Consider the following 17,729-nt stretch of genomic DNA (forward strand, 5'->3'; position numbering starts at 1 on the left):
AATCAAGAAAAAAATCAAAAATATTAATTAAAAAATTTTACCATGGACAATAAAACATTATCTATCGTATCATACATTACCATTATCGGATGGTTGATTGCTTTTATAGCAGGAAAAGATAAAGCAGACAGCCTCTTAAGATATCACCTTAAGCAGTCTTTGGGAGCTGCTATTCTTTCTTTTATTCTACCCACCATTCTTGGAATTCTGATCTCGGTTACCCATCTCGGTATACTGGGAATAATTGCTATTCTTCCATTGGTGTTGATGATTATTGGAGCCATTAATGCAGCTAATGAGGTTGAGAAACCCTTGCCATTGATTGGGAAAATAGCGGAAGAACAATTCTCATTTATCGGTTAGAATCTCAAATGCTTACGGATATGGAAGACTTTAAACATGTAAAAAGAGAAGGAATGGGATATCTGGTCAAGCAGTATTGGTCATTACAGCATATTATAGTGATTGCCTGGCTTTTGATTTCAATTATAGTGATGGTTACTACCAGTTATCTGAAAACAGGAATCATTATGTTCATATTTTCACTGTTGCTAACGGTTGTTTCCTTTATGCCTCCTGAAGTTTGTTTTGATCCTGTATCAAAGCGTCTTACTATTCTTAACAGAGGGTTAAACCGTCAGAAATTTACTTATGATCTTAATGATTTTGAAGGATTTGAACTGCATACAATGTATATCGGTATGATTCCTTTAGGATGTTATTTATATGGGAATTTTAAGAATATATCCCATTTCAAACGTCCGGTTGTATCTCAATCCTTCAGCAAGAAGACCATGCAGGAAGTGGTTAATGAACTGGAAGATCTTACTATAAAACACAATGCAACATCTATTTAACTTTTAATATTAGACTATGAAAAAATCATTGCTCATCACAGGAATACTTAGTATTGGTTTTTCTCTGACTTCCTGTGATAAACTGGAGAAGATTAAAGAAAAGCTTTCACAAAGTGGAAATAGTACACAGGTAAACCCTTTTAGTGTTAATTCAGGAGATGAAAACAGAGATATAGTTTCCTTTAATAATAAGGTGGTGAAAATGGATGAGGCCCAGGCAGAGTTCATTAAAAATTTTCAGGAATCACTGACTCAAATGGAAGAGTATGTGAAAAATGTAACAGCCAATCCACAATATTCAGGCATGTCTCCCATATTTACGCCTACTATCATGATGTGGATTAATCAGGATATTAAAGTTCCCAATGTATTAGGAAAAGATTATCAGGCTCTGGTGGATAAAATGAAAGAGACAGCGACTCAGTTACAGGCTCTGAAGAAAGATCTGGAAACGTATAAAACTGCAGAAGACTGGAAGGATGATAAAGGAAAGAAAATCAATGAAATTAGCGAAAAAGCGAATAAACTGATACAGGAAAACCGTAAAACCGCCAACGAACTATTTTCAAAACTCTCTCCAAAAGCAGATAAAGCTGAAATGGAAGTTCTTAAAGGGCATCCCCTAAAAGATCACATCATTCAATCTAAGGAAGCCATGGAATTTACTCAAAAAATCATTGATGATTCTTATAATATTAAAGATCTGAATGTCTACAAACAGAAATTTACCCAACAATATCAGCAGATGGAAAAACTATATACAAGGAATGTTGATGAAAAGATTCCATCTTCAGAAAAGCAGAAAGAAAACAGTTATACAGCCCTTAATAATGCATTGAATGATTTTCTAGGTAAAATGAGAATTGTTCAGAGAAGTCTGAATGAAAACAGCAGCGAACTGAATCATGATCTTGATGATCTTGAAAGTGAAGCCGGCACTGTTCTTAACCGGTACAATAATTTTGTAGATTAATAACCTTACAATATAATACTATGAAAAAGACATTAAGCATTATCATGATTATTATAGGTTTTTGCCTGGTAGTTATTATAAAAATAGGTCCTTCTAAAGAGACGTCCTGGCTGTTCGCATATGGCGATTGGGTTCCAATGATCGTTGCTGCAGCAATTATAATTCCCGGTTGGATTATGTATAAAAAAAGCAGATAAGTTCAAAATTATAAAATAAGCTAGCTATAATCATGAAACTGGCTGGACTATTAATAAATATATCAACATGATTCAACAAGATAAGGGTAATTTTACCGCCCCATTTAAATCAAGAAACAGAGCATGGATTTTGAGATGTTGAAACAACAGAGAGAAGAAGCTGCAAAAGAATATTTTTTTTAAATATAATAAGGAAAGATATTTTCTTGATTTTTCACCGTTTCAGATTATGAATTTGAGAAACAGGATCTGAAAAATAGCATTATCAGACTTAATGATAATGAATATAAAAGTGAATATCCGGATGGGATGGAGACCTGGGACAATTAAATTAAAGGATGAAGAACAAAAAAACACATATCATTATACAATATGAAGCAGCATAAAATAATTGTCTCAGACACATCTTACAACAGTAACGATCCTTATGAGTTGATCCTTTCCAATATCTCAGTAGTGAATCTTCTGAACGAAGAAGGATTTGACATGGAAAACATGCATAAAGATTCCATCATCAGCTATTATCTTGATTACTATCTCGCACAATATTCCAATGGAAATTTTTCCCAATTTGTGTGGAATTCAAAATGGTCACCGGATCTCAACAGAGATATTGAAGAAGGATTAAGAAAAATAGGGGCACAAAAACATCTTGATCTTTTTCTTGAACAGTGTTCAATAGTAGAAAATCTGGAAGAAGGAGAACTTGAAAAGTATCTGAAAAGTGAATATTTTGGACCCAATAAAACCAGAGATAAACTGAAAAACAGTTCATTTTACAGCTTGGAAGAAGATTTAATTGTATTACATTCGCAATGGTTGAGAAATCATCAGGATTTACAAGTATTGACTATCGAAGATATGTTTTCAGAACTGGAAAAACTGACGGGTAGAAAACTTGACAGATCATAATTTTTTAAACAAAATGAGTCTATGGAAGATCTTAAAAAACTCAATATTGAATTAAAAAAATACCTGGAAGAAAACAGCGTACAGCTTACAGAAGATCTGGTTCATCTGTTGAATGGAGAAAACATCAGTTATCCTGATAACAATGGGAAGTCTGATATCAAAGCATTCTATTTCGAATATGAGTACGAATATCTTGATATTGTATTCTGGGGGGTAGATGGAAAAGGCAATATTGCTACCAATACAGTTTCTTTACCTACTAAAAAGATTGGGAATGCTGAAGAAAATAGTGACTGGGATGCTCTGATTCCTGAAAAAATATGGAAAATAGTCTCAGATTTTCAGGATCATTACGAAGGAGATGATTTTGATGATATTCTGGATGAATATGATGATGAAAAATATAAACTGTTTGAACAATGGTTTTCTGATTGCTGGAAGAAAGCGTCGGAACAAACTAAAATAAAAATGAATGCCTATTTTTCTATTCATGATACCTATTTCAGAACAGACCTAAATACTCTGAAAATCATCAATGAAGATGAAATAGCACAACGATACCAATCATAAGAAGATTAATCTCTGTAATACCTAAATCACTATATAAATAAATTATTATGAATTCATACAAATTTTACAAACAGGAAGGAAACCAGTACATTTTTAAAAATCAACCGGTTTTTGTCTCTGTTTTATGCCTTTTCTTTTTAATAATAGCAGGACTGGTCTTTAAGGATGTAAGGATCTTAAGCCTTGTTCTTATTGCACTAGTAGTGCTTATTGCTATCAATTTCTTTACAAAGAAATTTGTCATCGATATGGATCGAAAAACCATTACCGGGAAGCATACCATTTTTGTTCCGGCCAAAACCTATGATCTAAAGGATTTTACCAATTTTCATGTGCTGGCAACAAAGTATCTAGGTTTTATTACAACAAATGTGATATTGTCTATTTATTTTGAAGTAGATGGAAAAGAAAAACATCTGACCATTGGACAGGCTCTGACGCAAAAGGGAATCCAAAAGATGGTAAATGAAACTGAAGACATCATGAAAATTAACGAACCGGGCAATGAATATAACAGACCGTTATAAATTTGAAGAGAACGGCGGCGAAATCAGCATAATGCCCAATTATGATTTTTTGAAAACTCTGATATGGTGGCTTGCATTGGGAATTATTGCTCTTCCGGTGATTGTCTATTACTTTATGGATAAAATGTCCGGAGATCAGTTTAAAATAGCAATGATAATATGGGCCATTTATATGATCTATATCCTGTTTGACCTTTTTTTCAGAATTCCTGTAAAATATATTTTTGATAAATCGGAAAAGTGTATTTACAAAAAATGGATACTCTCCAAAAAGATCATGACCTTCGGGGAAATGACTTATTTTATCAATGATGAAAGAGGCGGATATTATTATTCCATTGGCAAGAAACGCAATCAGTTTGTGAAAAATTATAGAATCAGCAATTACTTTTCAGGCTCAAAGAAATCCATTGAGAGAGAAGATGATTATATAAAGGAAATATTATGTCCCATCCTGATTGCTGTTGGAATTCCTTTCAACGAACGGGAATAACAAAAAAACGATACGTAGGGTAGAAGCTACAACCATGAGAACTATAAGTATAACCATTCCCCTCCGCTGGAGGGGTGGCAAAAATTCAAAGAATTTTTGACGGGGTGGTGAACTCCAACGTAGAATCACTCATTCAATAAAAGACTGCGGGCTGTTTCGAAGAAACAGCCCGCAGTTATTATGATAATGCTAATGATTAGTTAGCTAAAATTCTTTTTACAGCTTCTTTCACTGCTGCAGCATCAATCTTATACTTCTTCATCAATTCAGCTGGTGTTGCAGATTCTCCGAAAGTATCGTTTACCGCAACAAACTCTTGTCTTGTAGGTCTTTTTCTAGCAAGCATTCCTGCAACAGATTCACCTAAACCACCAAGATAGTTGTGCTCTTCAGCCGTTACAATCTTACCTGTTTTTTCAACAGATTTTAAGATGATTTCTTCATCAAGAGGCTTAATAGTGTGGATGTTGATCACTTCACAAGAAATACCTTCTTTTTCAAGCTCGTCAGCAGCTACAAGAGATTCCCATACAAGGTGTCCTGTTGCAACAATTGTTACATCAGTACCTTCCTGAAGCATGATTCCTTTTCCAATTTCGAAAGGCATATCTTCAGGCATGAATACAGGAACAGTTGGTCTACCGAATCTTAAATATACAGGACCTTCAAAATCAGCAATAGCAAGAGTAGCCGCTTTTGTCTGGTTGTAGTCACATGGGTTGATGACAGTCATTCCAGGAAGCATTTTCATCATCCCGATATCTTCCAATACCTGGTGAGTAGCTCCATCTTCTCCTAATGTAAGACCTGCGTGAGATGCACAGATTTTCACATTCTTACCAGAGTAAGCAATAGACTGACGAATTTGGTCATATACTCTTGAAGTAGAGAAGTTAGCAAAAGTTCCTGTGAAAGGAATTTTTCCAGTGATGCTAAGACCTGCAGCAAGTCCCATCATGTTAGCTTCTGCAATACCTACTTGGATAAATCTTTCAGGAGCTTTTTCAATGAATTTCTCCATTTTTAAAGATCCGATAAGGTCTGCACAAAGTGCTACTACATTAGGGTTTTTGTCAGCAAGCTCAGCTAATCCAGCTCCGAATCCTGAACGTGTGTCCTTTTTTTCTGTATATGTATATTTCATTTTTATTTTTATTAATCGAGATTTTAACTGATGGTTAGAGATTAGTAGTCAGCAGGAGCTTCCAAATACAATTGTTTGAATGCAGTATCCAATTGCTCATCATTAGGAGCTTTACCATGCCAAGCGTGAGATCCCATCATGAAATCTACTCCAGCACCCATTTCTGTGTGAAGGATAATAGCCACAGGTTTTCCTTTTCCTGTTTCAGTTTTTGCTCTTTCAAGAATACCGATTACAGCTTCAAGATCGTTACCATTCTTTTCTTCTAAAACAATCCATCCGAAAGCTTCAAGTTTAGCATGAAGATTCCCAAGGCTTAATACATCATCTGTATCACCATCAATCTGACGTCCGTTGTAGTCGATAGTAGAAATGATGTTATCTACTTTTTTAGCAGCAGCAAACATCAGTGCCTCCCAGATCTGACCTTCCTGAAGTTCACCATCTCCGTGAAGCGTGTAAACAAGAGATTGGTCTCCATCCATTTTTTTACCTAAAGCAGCTCCTAAAGCTACAGAAAGACCTTGTCCTAAAGAACCTGAAGCAATTCTGATTCCTGGAAGACCTTCGTGAGTAGTAGGGTGCCCCTGTAATCTTGAATCAAGCTTTCTGAAAGTACTTAGCTCGTGTACTGGGAAGAAGTCGAATCTTGCCAAAGTAGAGTAGTACACAGGAGAAATGTGCCCGTTTGATAGATAAAAATGGTCTTCATTCTTGCCTTCCATCGTAAAAGGAAGATGATAGTTCATCACCTTTCCGTAAAGTGCTGTAAAGTACTCTGTACAGCCTAAGCTTCCTCCCGGGTGTCCTGAATTTACAGCGTGAACCATTCTTAAAATGTCTCTTCTGATCTGTGTAGTAAGAGATTTTAACTCTTCGATACTTTTACTCATTATATCTGATTTATTTGCACGCGAATTTACAATTTTTTACCGGCTTATGGAAATGCAAAAATCCGGATATAAAAACCCGGATTTTGATCGATTTGAATATTTTCGTGCTTTTAACAGCCTTCGTTGATGTAAACTGTAATTTCTGTAACAATATTATTAACAAATTTAAATGTTAACTGTGTTCCAGCATCATAGTCATCAATATTAAAGTATCCTGCATCTTTAATACGTTTACCATTGTCATCAACCTCCGGACGAACACTAAATATAGGATAGTTTTTGTAAGTATTGATAAGTTCATCTCTGGTACTTCCCACACCCATTCCGCTTTTGGTTCTGAATTTTTTACTGGTGGTTGTCATTCCTGCAATGGTAACAGCATCAGGTTTTGCAGAACCACCATAGCCCTGAAAAACTTCAATATTAATATCCTCACCATTGTACTTTACGAAATTCTTTTGTTGTCCGTCAGAAATTTTGATTTTAGTACCTGCAATTTTTTCTGCTTCACTTTTTTCCATGAAGATCTTGTAAGGCCCGATTCTTAAAGTAGACACTTCAAAATTTTCCTGAGCTACTAAGGATCCGAATGTGAGTACAAAGACGAAAAGTGAAATAATTTTTTTCATAGTTTTAATACTGTTTTTTTATTTTAATTCTTGCCGTCAAAGATATTGAAATAGATCCCTCTCTAAGGGATAATTATGGAATATTTAAAAGGTTCCTGATAAAATTGCGAGTTTTTTACCATTTAGAGATGAATACAAAACGACCTCATTAATATTTTTAATAAAGTTTGTTTTTTTTAAGTATTTATTTTTCAAATCATTATAATATGTATGGTTATTATGAATAAATAGAGAATATTTGTTTTTTTGTATATGTTTATTGTGTTAGATTTATAATTATTTTTAGCTAAATAATTTGTTTTTCATCCTTTTGATTATTTATTTGAGAATTAAACCACATAAACAATGAAAATTAAACAATTACTCTGTCTGGGGATATTCATTATCTCCATTTCTTTAGGGAAGGCACAGGATTTTTTTACAAAAATTAGTGAAAGATCTGTTGAATCTAAGCCTGGTGACAGGTTGATACAGCCGGAAAGATTTCTCACTTACAGATTAGATGTAGCCGGAATGAAAAGCTATTTTCAATCAGTTCCGGAGTTGGGGGATACTGATTTTAAAGACAAAGCACCCATTATTATTTTGCCTATGCCTGATGGAACAAAAGCAAAATTCAAAGTCTGGAAATCTTCTGTAATGGCTCCTGAATTAGCAAATAAATTTCCTCAGTTGGTTACCTTTACAGGACAAGGGGTTGATGATCAGTACGCTACTGTGAAATTAGATTTTACAGAATTGGGATTTCATGCTCAGATAAAATCTGTGGTGACAGGGGATATGTATATTGATCCGTATGCTAAAAATGATGTGAATAATTATATCATCTACAAAAAAAATGATTTAATAAATAAGAGTCCCATAATTTGTGGTACTAAAGAAGAGAAATTTCAGACTATAAAAAAAAACACTCAAAAAAACGTTACTCCGGGAGTAGGAAACCAAATTAGAATTTTTAGGTTTGCTGTAGCCTGTACAGGGGAATATGCAAAAGCTGCAACAGGGCAAGCTTCTCCTACTGTGGCTCAAACCCTGTCTGCTATTGTAACAACTGTAAACAGAGTAAACGGTGTTTATGAGCAAGAGGTGGCTGTGAGATTGATATTAGTTCCTAATGAGACCAGCCTCATTTTTACAAACCCCGCTACAGATCCTTTCAATGGTAATAATGATTCAGATGTATTAATTGAAGAAAGCCAAACTCAGATTAACGCCATCATCGGAATTAATAGTTATGATATTGGCCATACTTTTAGCACAGGCGGCGGCGGATTAGCTTATTATGGTATATGTGATCCTGACTATAAAGGAAAAGGGATTACAGGAAGAGGTAACCCGGTTGGTGATCCTTATGATATTGATTACGTTGCTCATGAAGTAGGACATCAGTTTTGGGGACCCCATACTTTTAATGCAGTTACAGGAAGTTGTGACGGTAACCGGGATGCTGATGCTGCCGTAGAACCGGGAAGCGGGATTACGATTATGGCATATGCCGGAATTTGCGGATCTTTAAATAATTTAGCCAACAACAGTATTCCTATTTTTCATACCCGATCATTTGAGTCTATCACTACAGCAGTATCATCAACAACGTGTCAGGTGACAACTCCTGTCAGCAACACTGCACCTACAGTAAATGCCGGGAATAATTATACAATACCGAAAGCTACACCCTTTAAACTTACAGGTTCTGCAACGGATGCTGAAAACAATGCCCTTACTTATTGCTGGGAACAAAATGATAATGGTCCTGAAGGAGACTGGAATACTCCAACCGGAAATGCTGCTATATTCAGATCATTTATGCCGGAGACTGTTTCTTACAGATACTTTCCAAAGTTGACAAGTATCCTTAACAATACAGTATCAAAAGGAGAAATTTTACCATCTTATGGAAGAACAATGGAGTTCAGACTAACTGTAAGAGATAATAATGCAGGTTGTGGAGGCGTAGCGAATGATGATGCAGTCATTACGGTTGCAGGAAATTCCGGTCCGTTCAAGGTAACAGCACCAGCTTCCGCAGTGACATGGGCTATAAGTTCTACACAGACGATAACATGGGATGTCGCCAATACTACCGCTGCTCCGGTAAATTGTGCCAATGTAAGTATTTTACTTTCAACAGATGGAGGCCTTACTTATCCAACAACTCTGGTTGCTTCCACTCCAAATGACGGCTCTGAGACCATTACTATTCCTGACGTAAATACAACAACAGCAAGAATTATGGTAGCTGGGGCTGGAAACGTATTTTTTAATATTAATCCTGTTAATTTTACAATCAATAAAAATGTATTAGCTGTAAATGAAGTAACCGGAAATAAAGATGTATTTGTAGTATATCCTAACCCAGGTAAAAGTATTCTTAATATTAAATTTCCAACTACAAATGAAGCCTATGATATTACTATATATGATGTAAGTGGGAAATTAGTATTTAGTAAATTGAATAATAAACCTGATCATAATAGGGTAGGTACTTTTAATGTGGCTCAACTCATAAAAGGAGATTATTTGATCAAAGTTAAAACGAAAACTACTGAAAGAACCATAAAATGGATTAAAGAATAAATAATAAACAATTCACAAAAAAGGCTGTTTTCTATTGTTGAAAACAGCCTTTAATTTTTTTATATAGATCCAAAATGTTGGAACACTTCATCTTTTTAATCCTAAACAACTCTTAAATGCTGCTTATCCTTTACCAGCCATAAACCAATAAAGGTCAATAATCCATTAAGAACAATTAATTCCACACCAATTCTGTAATCTGTGTACGAAGTAACCGCAAAATTGATTACATAGGTGATGATAGGTGCTAGAATTGTTACCATAAGAATAGAGTACTTTTTGGAAATTTTGAACTTGGTGAAGATTCCAAAAGCAAAAAGTCCCAATAACGGTCCATACGTATATCCGGCAATTTCCATAATCAGATATACAATAGATTTGTCATTCAGCGCTTTGAATACCATGATTAGAATGAAGAACATAACCGTGAAAGTCAAATGCACTTTCATACGAAGGCTTTTCTTCTCTTTTTCAGTTTTGGTTTTATCTTCATTAAGGTTTAATAAATCTACACAGTACGAACTTGTTACCGCTGTTAAAGCCCCATCTGCAGAAGGGAATAATGCTGAAATTAATCCGATGATAAAGATCACGGAAATCGTCATTGGGAAGTATCCATTAAGCGATAATGAAGGGAAAAGATCATCTCCCATCACATTCTTGATATTTCCTGCAGCATCTTTGAAACCGAAGATATTGCTTATAGGATCAGTTCCAGTGGTTCCGTATTCTGCACCATGTTGTAAAGCGAAAAGATAGAGTAGTCCTCCTAAAAATAAGAAAGCAAGATTAACTAGCAGAAGGGTTCCTGCAAAAGTTAACATGTTTTTCTTTGAATTTTTAAGGTTGTCTACAGAGATGTTTTTCTGCATCATTTCCTGATCCAGCCCGGTCATAGCAATTGTAATGAAGATTCCGCCCAGAATGGTTTTGAGGAAAAATGTCTTGGAATTAGGGTCAAAATTGATAAAGTGAGTATAGTTTTTCTGTTCCAAAATAGTATACGCTTCACCAAAAGATAGGTTAAGGTTGGACAAAATGTAGACAATACAAGCGACCAAGCTGATAATCATGAAAGACGTTTGTAAAGTATCTGTAATCACGATTGTTTTTACGCCCCCCTCAAAAGTATAAAGAAGAACCATTAGCAAAAGAACCATGGAAGTTACCCAAAACGGAACACCCAGGCCTTCAAGAAGGAATATCTGTAATACATTCACCACCAGATATAATCTTGCTGTTGCCCCAATTGCTCTTGAAATAATAAAGAATATAGATCCGATTTTATGCGCTTCTACATTGAATCTTTTTCCCAAATACGTATAAATGGAAGTAAGGTTCATCTTATAATACAACGGCAGAAGGATAGCAGCCACAATAAAATATCCGATGAAGAAACCAATCACCATCATATAATATTCAAAACCTCCATAAATATATTCGGAGCCGGTCATTTTTCCGACGGTTCCCGGAACTGAAATAAAGGTAACCCCACTTAAGCTGGTACCTATCATTCCAAATGCAACGAGCCACCATTTACTTTTTTTATTACCGATAAAGAAGGACTGGTTGTCAGAATTTCGGCTGGTGAAATAAGAGATCACCAAAAGGCCAATGAAGTAAATAAAGACAAACAGCAAAAGAACAGTTCCTGGATTCATGCTTAGATTTTAAATTTTAGCAAATATATAAAAAAGAACCATCGTGAATCGCGAATTTATAGTACAGTCAATTTCTCAAGAGGGGTAGTGAAGAATTAACAGCTTAAATAAGTAAAATAAATATGAAAACATTCCAGTCATTGTTGAGTGAAACGCCCTCGCGAACCTTCTGCAGCATATTATTAAAGAAATCTTAGCGACCCCAGCGTTAAAAATAAAAATATCTGCATAAAAAAACCTTCCAGATTTACTCTGAAAGGTTTGTATTGTAAGGGTGGAAACTGTGATTAATTCACTAAAACATCCTGCAATTCCTCACTCTTTTGAAAACTAGCCTTTGCAAAAGGACAAAGCGGAATTATTTTTTTTCCGGTTTTCCGTGCAAAATCTACAGCAGCCAAAAGCATTTCTTTACCTACACCTTTTCCGTTGTAGGCTTCTTCCACCTCCGTGTGGTCTATAATAAATCTTTCTTCTCCTGCCCAGGTGTATGTCATCATTCCTGCGCGTCTTCCATCTATGAAAGCTTCAAAACTTCCGTGTTTCTCGTCGTTGTTTTGTTTTACTTCGATCATGTTTTATGAGAATTTAGTTAGTATTTCTATATCGTTGGTTAATATTTTATGTACAGGACAGGCATCAGCAATAGTGTGAAGTCTTTTCAATTGTTCATCATCCAGAATCCCTTCAAAACTGATCTCTCTTTGAAATACAGCTCTTTTAGTTAATGGGTAGTTTTCAAGTTCCACTTCCACATTAATGTTTTCCACATCCCATTCTTTTCTTTCGATGTACATTCTTAGCGTTGCTGCTGTACAGCTTGCCAGAGAAGTCGCCAGAATTTCCATGGGATTGAAGCCTTTGTTCTGCCCGCCTTTATCTATAGGTTCATCGGTAATGATTGTATTTTCTCCCGCTGTTACCTCCGTATAATATTTTGTTTTTCCTAAACTTGCTTTTACCGTTACTGCCATTATTTTCCAGTGTTGAATTTATAACTTAATGCTCCAGATGGGCATTGATCTATCTGATTTTTTAATTCTTCAGGGGTTGCATTTTCTGCTTTTATCCAAGGTCTGTCTTTTGGATTGTAGACTTTGGGAAGCATTTTTACACATACAGCCGAGTGGATACACTTTTGAGGCTGCCAGATGACAGTAATGTCGCCGTTAGGATATTCGTGTGTTTCCATATTAATTGTCTTTTAATGATTTTTCGATTCTTTGATCCGGAATCAGCCATATAAGAGCCACTATATAATAAAAACCTATGGCAATATAAGGATAAAAAAATGAAGTACCGATTCCTAAAATATAAAAAATAATAGATATATTCTCTTTATATTTTGCGTGTATAGCCTCCTTCAGTTTTGAATTTTCACCTTCACACCGGATAATAACATTCTCCAGAATACTGTAGGCAATGGCGCATAAAACGAGGATAATACCATAGGTTGCTACAGGATTTTCTGCAAAACCGGTGGTACCAATCCATTCTGTGGCAATAGGCATCATTGATAGCCAGAATAACAAATGAAGATTGGCCCAAAGAATACCTCCGTTTACCCTTTTTACTGCCTGAAACAGATGGTGATGGTTGTTCCAGTAAATTCCTACATAAATGAAACTGAAAATATAAGCTAAAAACTTAGGCAGTAGAGGTTTGAGACTAGTCCAGCTGCTTCCCTCAGGTACTTTCAGTTCAAGAACCATGATGGTAATGATGATGGCTAAAACCCCATCACTGAAAGCTTCCAGTCTTCCTTTAGTCATTGGTTTTAATTAGGGTTTTAAAATTATCAATCTTTGTTTTTAGCTCACTGAGCATATCAGGATTAATCACTCCGCTTTCAAGATCAAAATTCTCATAGAATTTTGGTAGTGAAAAAGTATCCTTGATATCTGCGGCAAACTGAGGAAAGAATGTTTTAGCCGTATTCATAACATTTCCGCCGCCATACCCTCCGGGAGAAGTACTCATCAAGAGCATGGGTTTGTTTTGAAATACCTTTACATTAATCCTTGATGCCCAATCAAAAAGGTTTTTAAAAGCTGCACTGTAAGACCTGTTGTGCTCTGCAAGAGAACAGATGATCACATCACATTCTTCAATGACCTTTAAAAAGTGATGAGCTTCATCCGGAAATCCTTTCTTTTCAAGATCTACAGAGAAAACAGGCATCGTGAAGTCATTCAAGTCAATGAGGTTGATTTCTTCCTCCTGAAAATCCTTTAAAACAAACTTTACCAGTTCTCTGTTAATAGAAGTAGAGGAGCTGCTCCCTGCAAATGCTAATATTTTCATGGTTTCTTATCAAATGAAATTATTTTCTCTTTAAAATCGCTTTCGGTAGTGGAACATATTCTTGCTCATCACCTGGAACCAATGGAAATGCCTCATGATTTTGATCGTTCCAGTTTACTTTAGCCTGGTCAATCACTTCCTTGTCAGAATTCACAAAGTTCCAGAAGATAAAACGTTCCTCATCGAAAGGTTCACCACCGAAAAGATATACCGTACCGTTTTCGCTCATATCAAATTCACAAAGCTTGGTGTCTTTGGCGATCATCAGTTGTTTTGAACCATAAGAGTTTCCTTCAGTAGTTACTGTTCCATCCAAAACATACATCGCAGCTTCTCCATACAGATCTTTTCCAATGCTTATTTTCTTAGCCTCTTTGGTTTTGATCTCGATGAAAAATAACTTACTGTGTACGGGCACAGGAGAGGTTTTTCCAAATGCTTCTCCTGCAATTAATTTATATTGAATTCCATCTTCTTCCCAAACCGGGATGTCATTTTCTTCAATATGATGGAAGGTAGGTTCAGACTGTTCAAGATGTTTAGGAAGGCCTACCCAGATCTGAAATCCGTGAAGCCTTTTGTCGGTGTGTCTTAAATATTCCGGAGTTCTTTCAGAATGTACCACTCCTTTTCCGGCAGTCATCCAGTTAACAGCTCCAGGCTTAATCTCAAGAGCACTTCCGATACTGTCTCTGTGGAAAATAGAGCCTTCAAGCAGATAAGTTAGTGTAGATAATCCGATATGCGGATGAGGCGGAACATCAAGGTTTTGATAATCCTTTAATTCTGAAGGTCCCATGTGATCGATAAAAACAAAAGGTCCCACCGCTCTTTTTTCACGGAACGGAAGAAGCCTGCCTACCAGAAAATTTCCGATATCTGCTGCTTTTTCCTCGATGATAAGTCCAATATTTGACATAATGATGTAATGCTTTTAATGTTTGTTTAGATAAATGTTGATGAAGGTTTATAGTTTGTCGTATCCGTCAAACTTTTCATCCACGATACGTTTCCACTCCGGATGCTTTTTGATAAAGGCAAAAACGTATGGACAAAACGGAAGAAGCTTTTTACCACTTTCTTCAATATAGTTCAGTGTTTTTTCCACTACCGCTGCAGCAGCACCTGTTCCACCAAGTTCCGGATCAGCTTCAGTGTGGATCAATGCGATCTGGTGGGTGGTTTCACGATAATCAATGAAGGCATAATGCCCATTAACTTCTATTTGAAATCTTTTATCTGTTTTTACAAGGGGGATGTTTTCAAATTCTGGTTTCATAATTTTTGTTTTAAAAGTTGATTAAAGGTCTTGGTATGAAGAAATTAATACCCTTTTTTTATAAAAGAAATCTTGCTGAGAAAACAAACCTAATAGATTTTCCATTTCTATTAGGTTTATATTCCCAAATAATACTTAGTACTAATCTTCTCCACTTCAACCTCATATAATGATATATAAAGTTAGTAAAAAAGGAATGATTTAAGATTAAGGAAAATTTAATTCTATCCTTTTAATCTTCAAGATACCCGAATTTTCCGGTATTGAAATCTTCAAAAGCCTGCATAATTTCCTCTCTGGTATTCATCACGAAAGGCCCGTGGGGAAAGATTGGCTCACTGATTGGCTCACCGCTGATGATTAAAACAATTGAATCTTCTTTGGCTTCAATGGTGAAAGACTCACCTTCATTTTTAAATAACGTCAGATGATCTGCTTTAACATGTTCCTCTCCATTGACAGTAATACTTCCTTCAATCACCAAAGCTGCAGTATTAAAGTGAGCAGGAAAATTAAATTCTGCCTTACCACCAGCTTTAAGCTTTGCATTCATCATATGAACAGGAGTGAAGGTAAACGCAGGACCTTTATGGCCGTCAAATTCTCCGGCAATTACTTCTACATGCCCATTGTCACCAAGATCTACTTTTTCCATCTTAGAATTTTCAATCGCCTGGTATTTTGGGTTACTCATTTTATCTTTTGCCGGAAGATTTACCCAAAGTTGAACCATTTGAAAGATTCCACCTTCCTTAGCCCATTCTGTTTCATGATATTCTTTGTGAAGAACGCCTTTAGCAGCAGTCATCCACTGTACATCACCTTCTCCGATAACGCCACCACCGCCTGCGCTGTCATGATGCTCCACTTTACCGCTGTATGCTATGGTTACTGTTTCAAAACCTCTGTGTGGATGAACACCCACACCTCTTGGTCTGTCTGAACCATTGAAATGAAATTTTGAGTTATAATCAAGCATAATGAACGGATCCATTCTCTTCATATCCAATCCATGTACACCTGGAATAAAATTATGAACTCTAAAACCGTCACCTACAAAGTGGGCAGGTCTTGGAGATACTACCATTTCTACTTTTTTAGTTGTCATAATATTGTTGATTTTATGTAAACAAAATTACCATACTTATAAGGCAAATGCATTGATCTGTGATAAGTTCGTATTAGGGTAGAAAGGGAGAATGTAAAGAGATTGAAAAGTGGTAACCTTTACTTATTCATCTTTCGATTTCATATTCTTTCCATCTGAAATATGCAGTCTTCTAAACACAAATCCTGATAAGATCGTTAATATTCCAACGGTGAGGAAAGTATATCGGAAAGCGTTGTGAGTTTCACCCTGGATGAGGTCTGAGCCTTCAAATAACTTTAAAACAATCAATCCAAACGCAATCCCAAAGCCGATAGCAAGCTGCTGATTAACCGATATCAAAGAATTACCACTGCTGGTCTGGAAATTCCGGAGATCTGCAATAGAAATGGTGTTCATAGAAGTGAATTGGATAGAGTTAAAAAATCCAAGCACGGCAATAATAGGAACAAACCAATATAATGAGGTGTGAATATCTGGAATAGCCAGCATACAGATCAAGGTTCCGATGATAAAGGTGTTGAGCATTAAAGTTTGTCGATACCCATATTTATCCAGAATTTTGATAACGGATGATTTCCCGAATATAGCAGTCAGAGCCATTGGTGCAATAATCCATCCTGAAGTTACGGCAGACTGCTTATAAGCAATCTGAATCATCAACGGAAGGAGCAAAGGAACAGAACTGATTCCTAATCTTGTTGCCAGGTTTCCCACAATACCTACACGGAAAGTCCTCACCTGAAACAGGTTTAAAGGGAAAATAGGATGGCCTCCTTTTTTGGCGTGTTTATAATAATAGTAAAGAAACAGAAACCCAAGGATGAATACAATGAGAACCGGAGATATATTCTGCATATCTCCAAACAGTTCCAGGGAAATGGAAAGCAGGAGAGAAGCTGCGGCGAAAATTAAGAAACCTTTCAAATCAAAATCTACATCATCAGATTTGTAATCAGGCATATATTTTAATCCTAAAATAATCCCTAAAAAACCAATGGGAATATTGATGAGGAATATCCAGTGCCATGAAAGATAATCTACCATATAACCTCCAACCAATGGTCCAAGAACAGGCCCGATAAGGGCAGGGATGATGGCAAAGTTCATCGCTTTCAACAATTCACTTTTGTCAAAGGTTTTAATGAGTGCCAGCTTTCCGACCGGAGTCATTAAACTTCCTCCGACTCCCTGAATAACTCTTGAAATAACAAGATGGGTAAGGTTTTGAGACAATGAACAGAATAAGGAGCCCAAACTGAATAATATCAGTGAGAAAATAAATATTTTCTTAGTTCCGAAACGGTCTGCCAAAAATCCGCTTGCAGGCATAAAGACCGCCAATGTCAATACATAACTGATGATGGCGTTCTGCATGTTCAGTGGAGACTCATGAAGATCTTTCGCAATGGATGGGAGAGAAGTATTCAGTATGGTTGAATCCAGCATTTGCATAAAAATAGCAGTGGCCAGAATCAAAGGAAGAATTTTCTTTATGGATGTCTGTTGAGGGGTTGCTTCTGTCATTTCGTATAGGCTGGAATATTCAAAAACATCCAGACTTATTTTATTTGAAGAAAAATGCTTGCTTTAAGCAGTTTGATT

At 36.0% G+C, this 17,729-nt stretch carries 21 protein-coding genes; 8 read left to right on the forward strand and 13 right to left on the reverse strand.

Annotated features, from left to right (window positions below):
- Positions 1 to 42: 42 nt before the first annotated feature.
- The 7 genes from BLS98_RS19720 (at position 43) to BLS98_RS19750 (ending at position 4,529) form a co-directional block, all read left to right on the forward strand.
- The gene (locus tag BLS98_RS19720; protein WP_089738684.1) at positions 43 to 363 is read left to right on the forward strand and encodes a magnetosome magnetite crystal formation protein family; all 321 of its coding nucleotides are present in this window, start codon (positions 43 to 45) and stop codon (positions 361 to 363) included.
- 20 nt (positions 364 to 383) lie between these two features.
- Entirely contained in the window at positions 384 to 857 is a 474-nt protein-coding gene (locus tag BLS98_RS19725) for a hypothetical protein (RefSeq protein WP_089738874.1), read from the forward strand.
- A gap of 16 nt (positions 858 to 873) precedes the next feature.
- On the forward strand, positions 874 to 1,830 hold the full coding sequence (locus tag BLS98_RS19730) for a YiiG family protein (RefSeq protein ID WP_089738686.1): 957 nt from the start codon (positions 874 to 876) through the stop codon (positions 1,828 to 1,830).
- A 569-nt stretch (positions 1,831 to 2,399) separates the two neighbouring features.
- Positions 2,400 to 2,939 (forward strand): DMP19 family protein, encoded by a 540-nt coding sequence (locus BLS98_RS19735; RefSeq protein ID WP_089738688.1) that lies wholly within the window; start codon positions 2,400 to 2,402, stop codon positions 2,937 to 2,939.
- A 21-nt stretch (positions 2,940 to 2,960) separates the two neighbouring features.
- Complete coding sequence (locus BLS98_RS19740; protein ID WP_089738690.1) at positions 2,961 to 3,509, forward strand: hypothetical protein; 549 nt, start codon at positions 2,961 to 2,963, stop codon at positions 3,507 to 3,509.
- A gap of 47 nt (positions 3,510 to 3,556) precedes the next feature.
- On the forward strand, positions 3,557 to 4,036 hold the full coding sequence (locus BLS98_RS19745) for a hypothetical protein (protein WP_089738692.1): 480 nt from the start codon (positions 3,557 to 3,559) through the stop codon (positions 4,034 to 4,036).
- Complete coding sequence (locus BLS98_RS19750) at positions 4,014 to 4,529, forward strand: hypothetical protein (RefSeq protein ID WP_228425275.1); 516 nt, start codon at positions 4,014 to 4,016, stop codon at positions 4,527 to 4,529. The genes BLS98_RS19745 and BLS98_RS19750 overlap by 23 nt, the downstream gene beginning before the upstream one ends.
- A gap of 196 nt (positions 4,530 to 4,725) precedes the next feature.
- On the opposite strand, the gene BLS98_RS19755 is transcribed toward BLS98_RS19750, so the two are convergent.
- The 3 genes from BLS98_RS19755 to BLS98_RS19765 form a co-directional block, all read right to left on the reverse strand.
- Positions 4,726 to 5,673: a transketolase family protein gene (locus BLS98_RS19755; RefSeq protein WP_089738694.1), complete on the reverse strand. Its 948-nt coding sequence runs from the start codon at positions 5,671 to 5,673 to the stop codon at positions 4,726 to 4,728.
- 41 nt (positions 5,674 to 5,714) lie between these two features.
- Complete coding sequence (locus BLS98_RS19760) at positions 5,715 to 6,569, reverse strand: transketolase (RefSeq protein ID WP_262487366.1); 855 nt, start codon at positions 6,567 to 6,569, stop codon at positions 5,715 to 5,717.
- Between the two features lie 107 nt (positions 6,570 to 6,676).
- A complete protein-coding gene (locus BLS98_RS19765) occupies positions 6,677 to 7,195 on the reverse strand; it encodes a hypothetical protein (RefSeq protein ID WP_089738698.1) in 519 nt (172 codons plus the stop codon).
- A 345-nt stretch (positions 7,196 to 7,540) separates the two neighbouring features.
- Between BLS98_RS19765 and BLS98_RS19770 the strand changes: the two genes are divergently transcribed.
- Positions 7,541 to 9,772 carry a reprolysin-like metallopeptidase gene (locus BLS98_RS19770; RefSeq protein WP_089738700.1) on the forward strand — a complete coding sequence of 744 codons (2,232 nt, stop codon included), beginning with the start codon at positions 7,541 to 7,543 and terminating at the stop codon, positions 9,770 to 9,772.
- A 101-nt stretch (positions 9,773 to 9,873) separates the two neighbouring features.
- On the opposite strand, the gene BLS98_RS19775 is transcribed toward BLS98_RS19770, so the two are convergent.
- The 10 genes from BLS98_RS19775 to BLS98_RS19820 form a co-directional block, all read right to left on the reverse strand.
- A complete protein-coding gene (locus BLS98_RS19775; RefSeq protein WP_089738703.1) occupies positions 9,874 to 11,433 on the reverse strand; it encodes a sodium:solute symporter in 1,560 nt (519 codons plus the stop codon).
- A 287-nt stretch (positions 11,434 to 11,720) separates the two neighbouring features.
- A complete protein-coding gene (locus BLS98_RS19780) occupies positions 11,721 to 12,008 on the reverse strand; it encodes a GNAT family N-acetyltransferase (RefSeq protein ID WP_181575099.1) in 288 nt (95 codons plus the stop codon).
- A gap of 3 nt (positions 12,009 to 12,011) precedes the next feature.
- Positions 12,012 to 12,407, reverse strand: a complete 396-nt coding sequence (locus tag BLS98_RS19785; protein WP_089738705.1) for an OsmC family protein — start codon at positions 12,405 to 12,407, stop codon at positions 12,012 to 12,014.
- On the reverse strand, positions 12,407 to 12,625 hold the full coding sequence (locus tag BLS98_RS19790) for a (4Fe-4S)-binding protein (RefSeq protein WP_089738707.1): 219 nt from the start codon (positions 12,623 to 12,625) through the stop codon (positions 12,407 to 12,409). The genes BLS98_RS19785 and BLS98_RS19790 overlap by 1 nt, the downstream gene beginning before the upstream one ends.
- A 1-nt stretch (position 12,626) precedes the next feature.
- The gene (locus BLS98_RS19795; RefSeq protein WP_089738708.1) at positions 12,627 to 13,205 is read right to left on the reverse strand and encodes a TMEM175 family protein; all 579 of its coding nucleotides are present in this window, start codon (positions 13,203 to 13,205) and stop codon (positions 12,627 to 12,629) included.
- Positions 13,198 to 13,737, reverse strand: a complete 540-nt coding sequence (locus tag BLS98_RS19800; protein WP_089738710.1) for an NADPH-dependent FMN reductase — start codon at positions 13,735 to 13,737, stop codon at positions 13,198 to 13,200. Before BLS98_RS19800 ends, BLS98_RS19795 begins: the two co-directional genes overlap by 8 nt.
- A gap of 19 nt (positions 13,738 to 13,756) precedes the next feature.
- Positions 13,757 to 14,656 (reverse strand): pirin family protein, encoded by a 900-nt coding sequence (locus BLS98_RS19805; RefSeq protein WP_089738711.1) that lies wholly within the window; start codon positions 14,654 to 14,656, stop codon positions 13,757 to 13,759.
- Positions 14,657 to 14,704: 48 nt separating this feature from the next.
- The gene (locus BLS98_RS19810) at positions 14,705 to 15,016 is read right to left on the reverse strand and encodes a GNAT family N-acetyltransferase (RefSeq protein WP_089738713.1); all 312 of its coding nucleotides are present in this window, start codon (positions 15,014 to 15,016) and stop codon (positions 14,705 to 14,707) included.
- 232 nt (positions 15,017 to 15,248) lie between these two features.
- Complete coding sequence (locus tag BLS98_RS19815) at positions 15,249 to 16,124, reverse strand: pirin family protein (RefSeq protein ID WP_089738715.1); 876 nt, start codon at positions 16,122 to 16,124, stop codon at positions 15,249 to 15,251.
- Positions 16,125 to 16,247: 123 nt separating this feature from the next.
- Complete coding sequence (locus BLS98_RS19820; RefSeq protein WP_089738717.1) at positions 16,248 to 17,651, reverse strand: MFS transporter; 1,404 nt, start codon at positions 17,649 to 17,651, stop codon at positions 16,248 to 16,250.
- Between the last annotated feature and the right edge of the window lie 78 nt (positions 17,652 to 17,729).

Source organism: Chryseobacterium jejuense (genome assembly GCF_900100075.1).
Lineage (GTDB): Bacteria > Bacteroidota > Bacteroidia > Flavobacteriales > Weeksellaceae > Chryseobacterium > Chryseobacterium jejuense.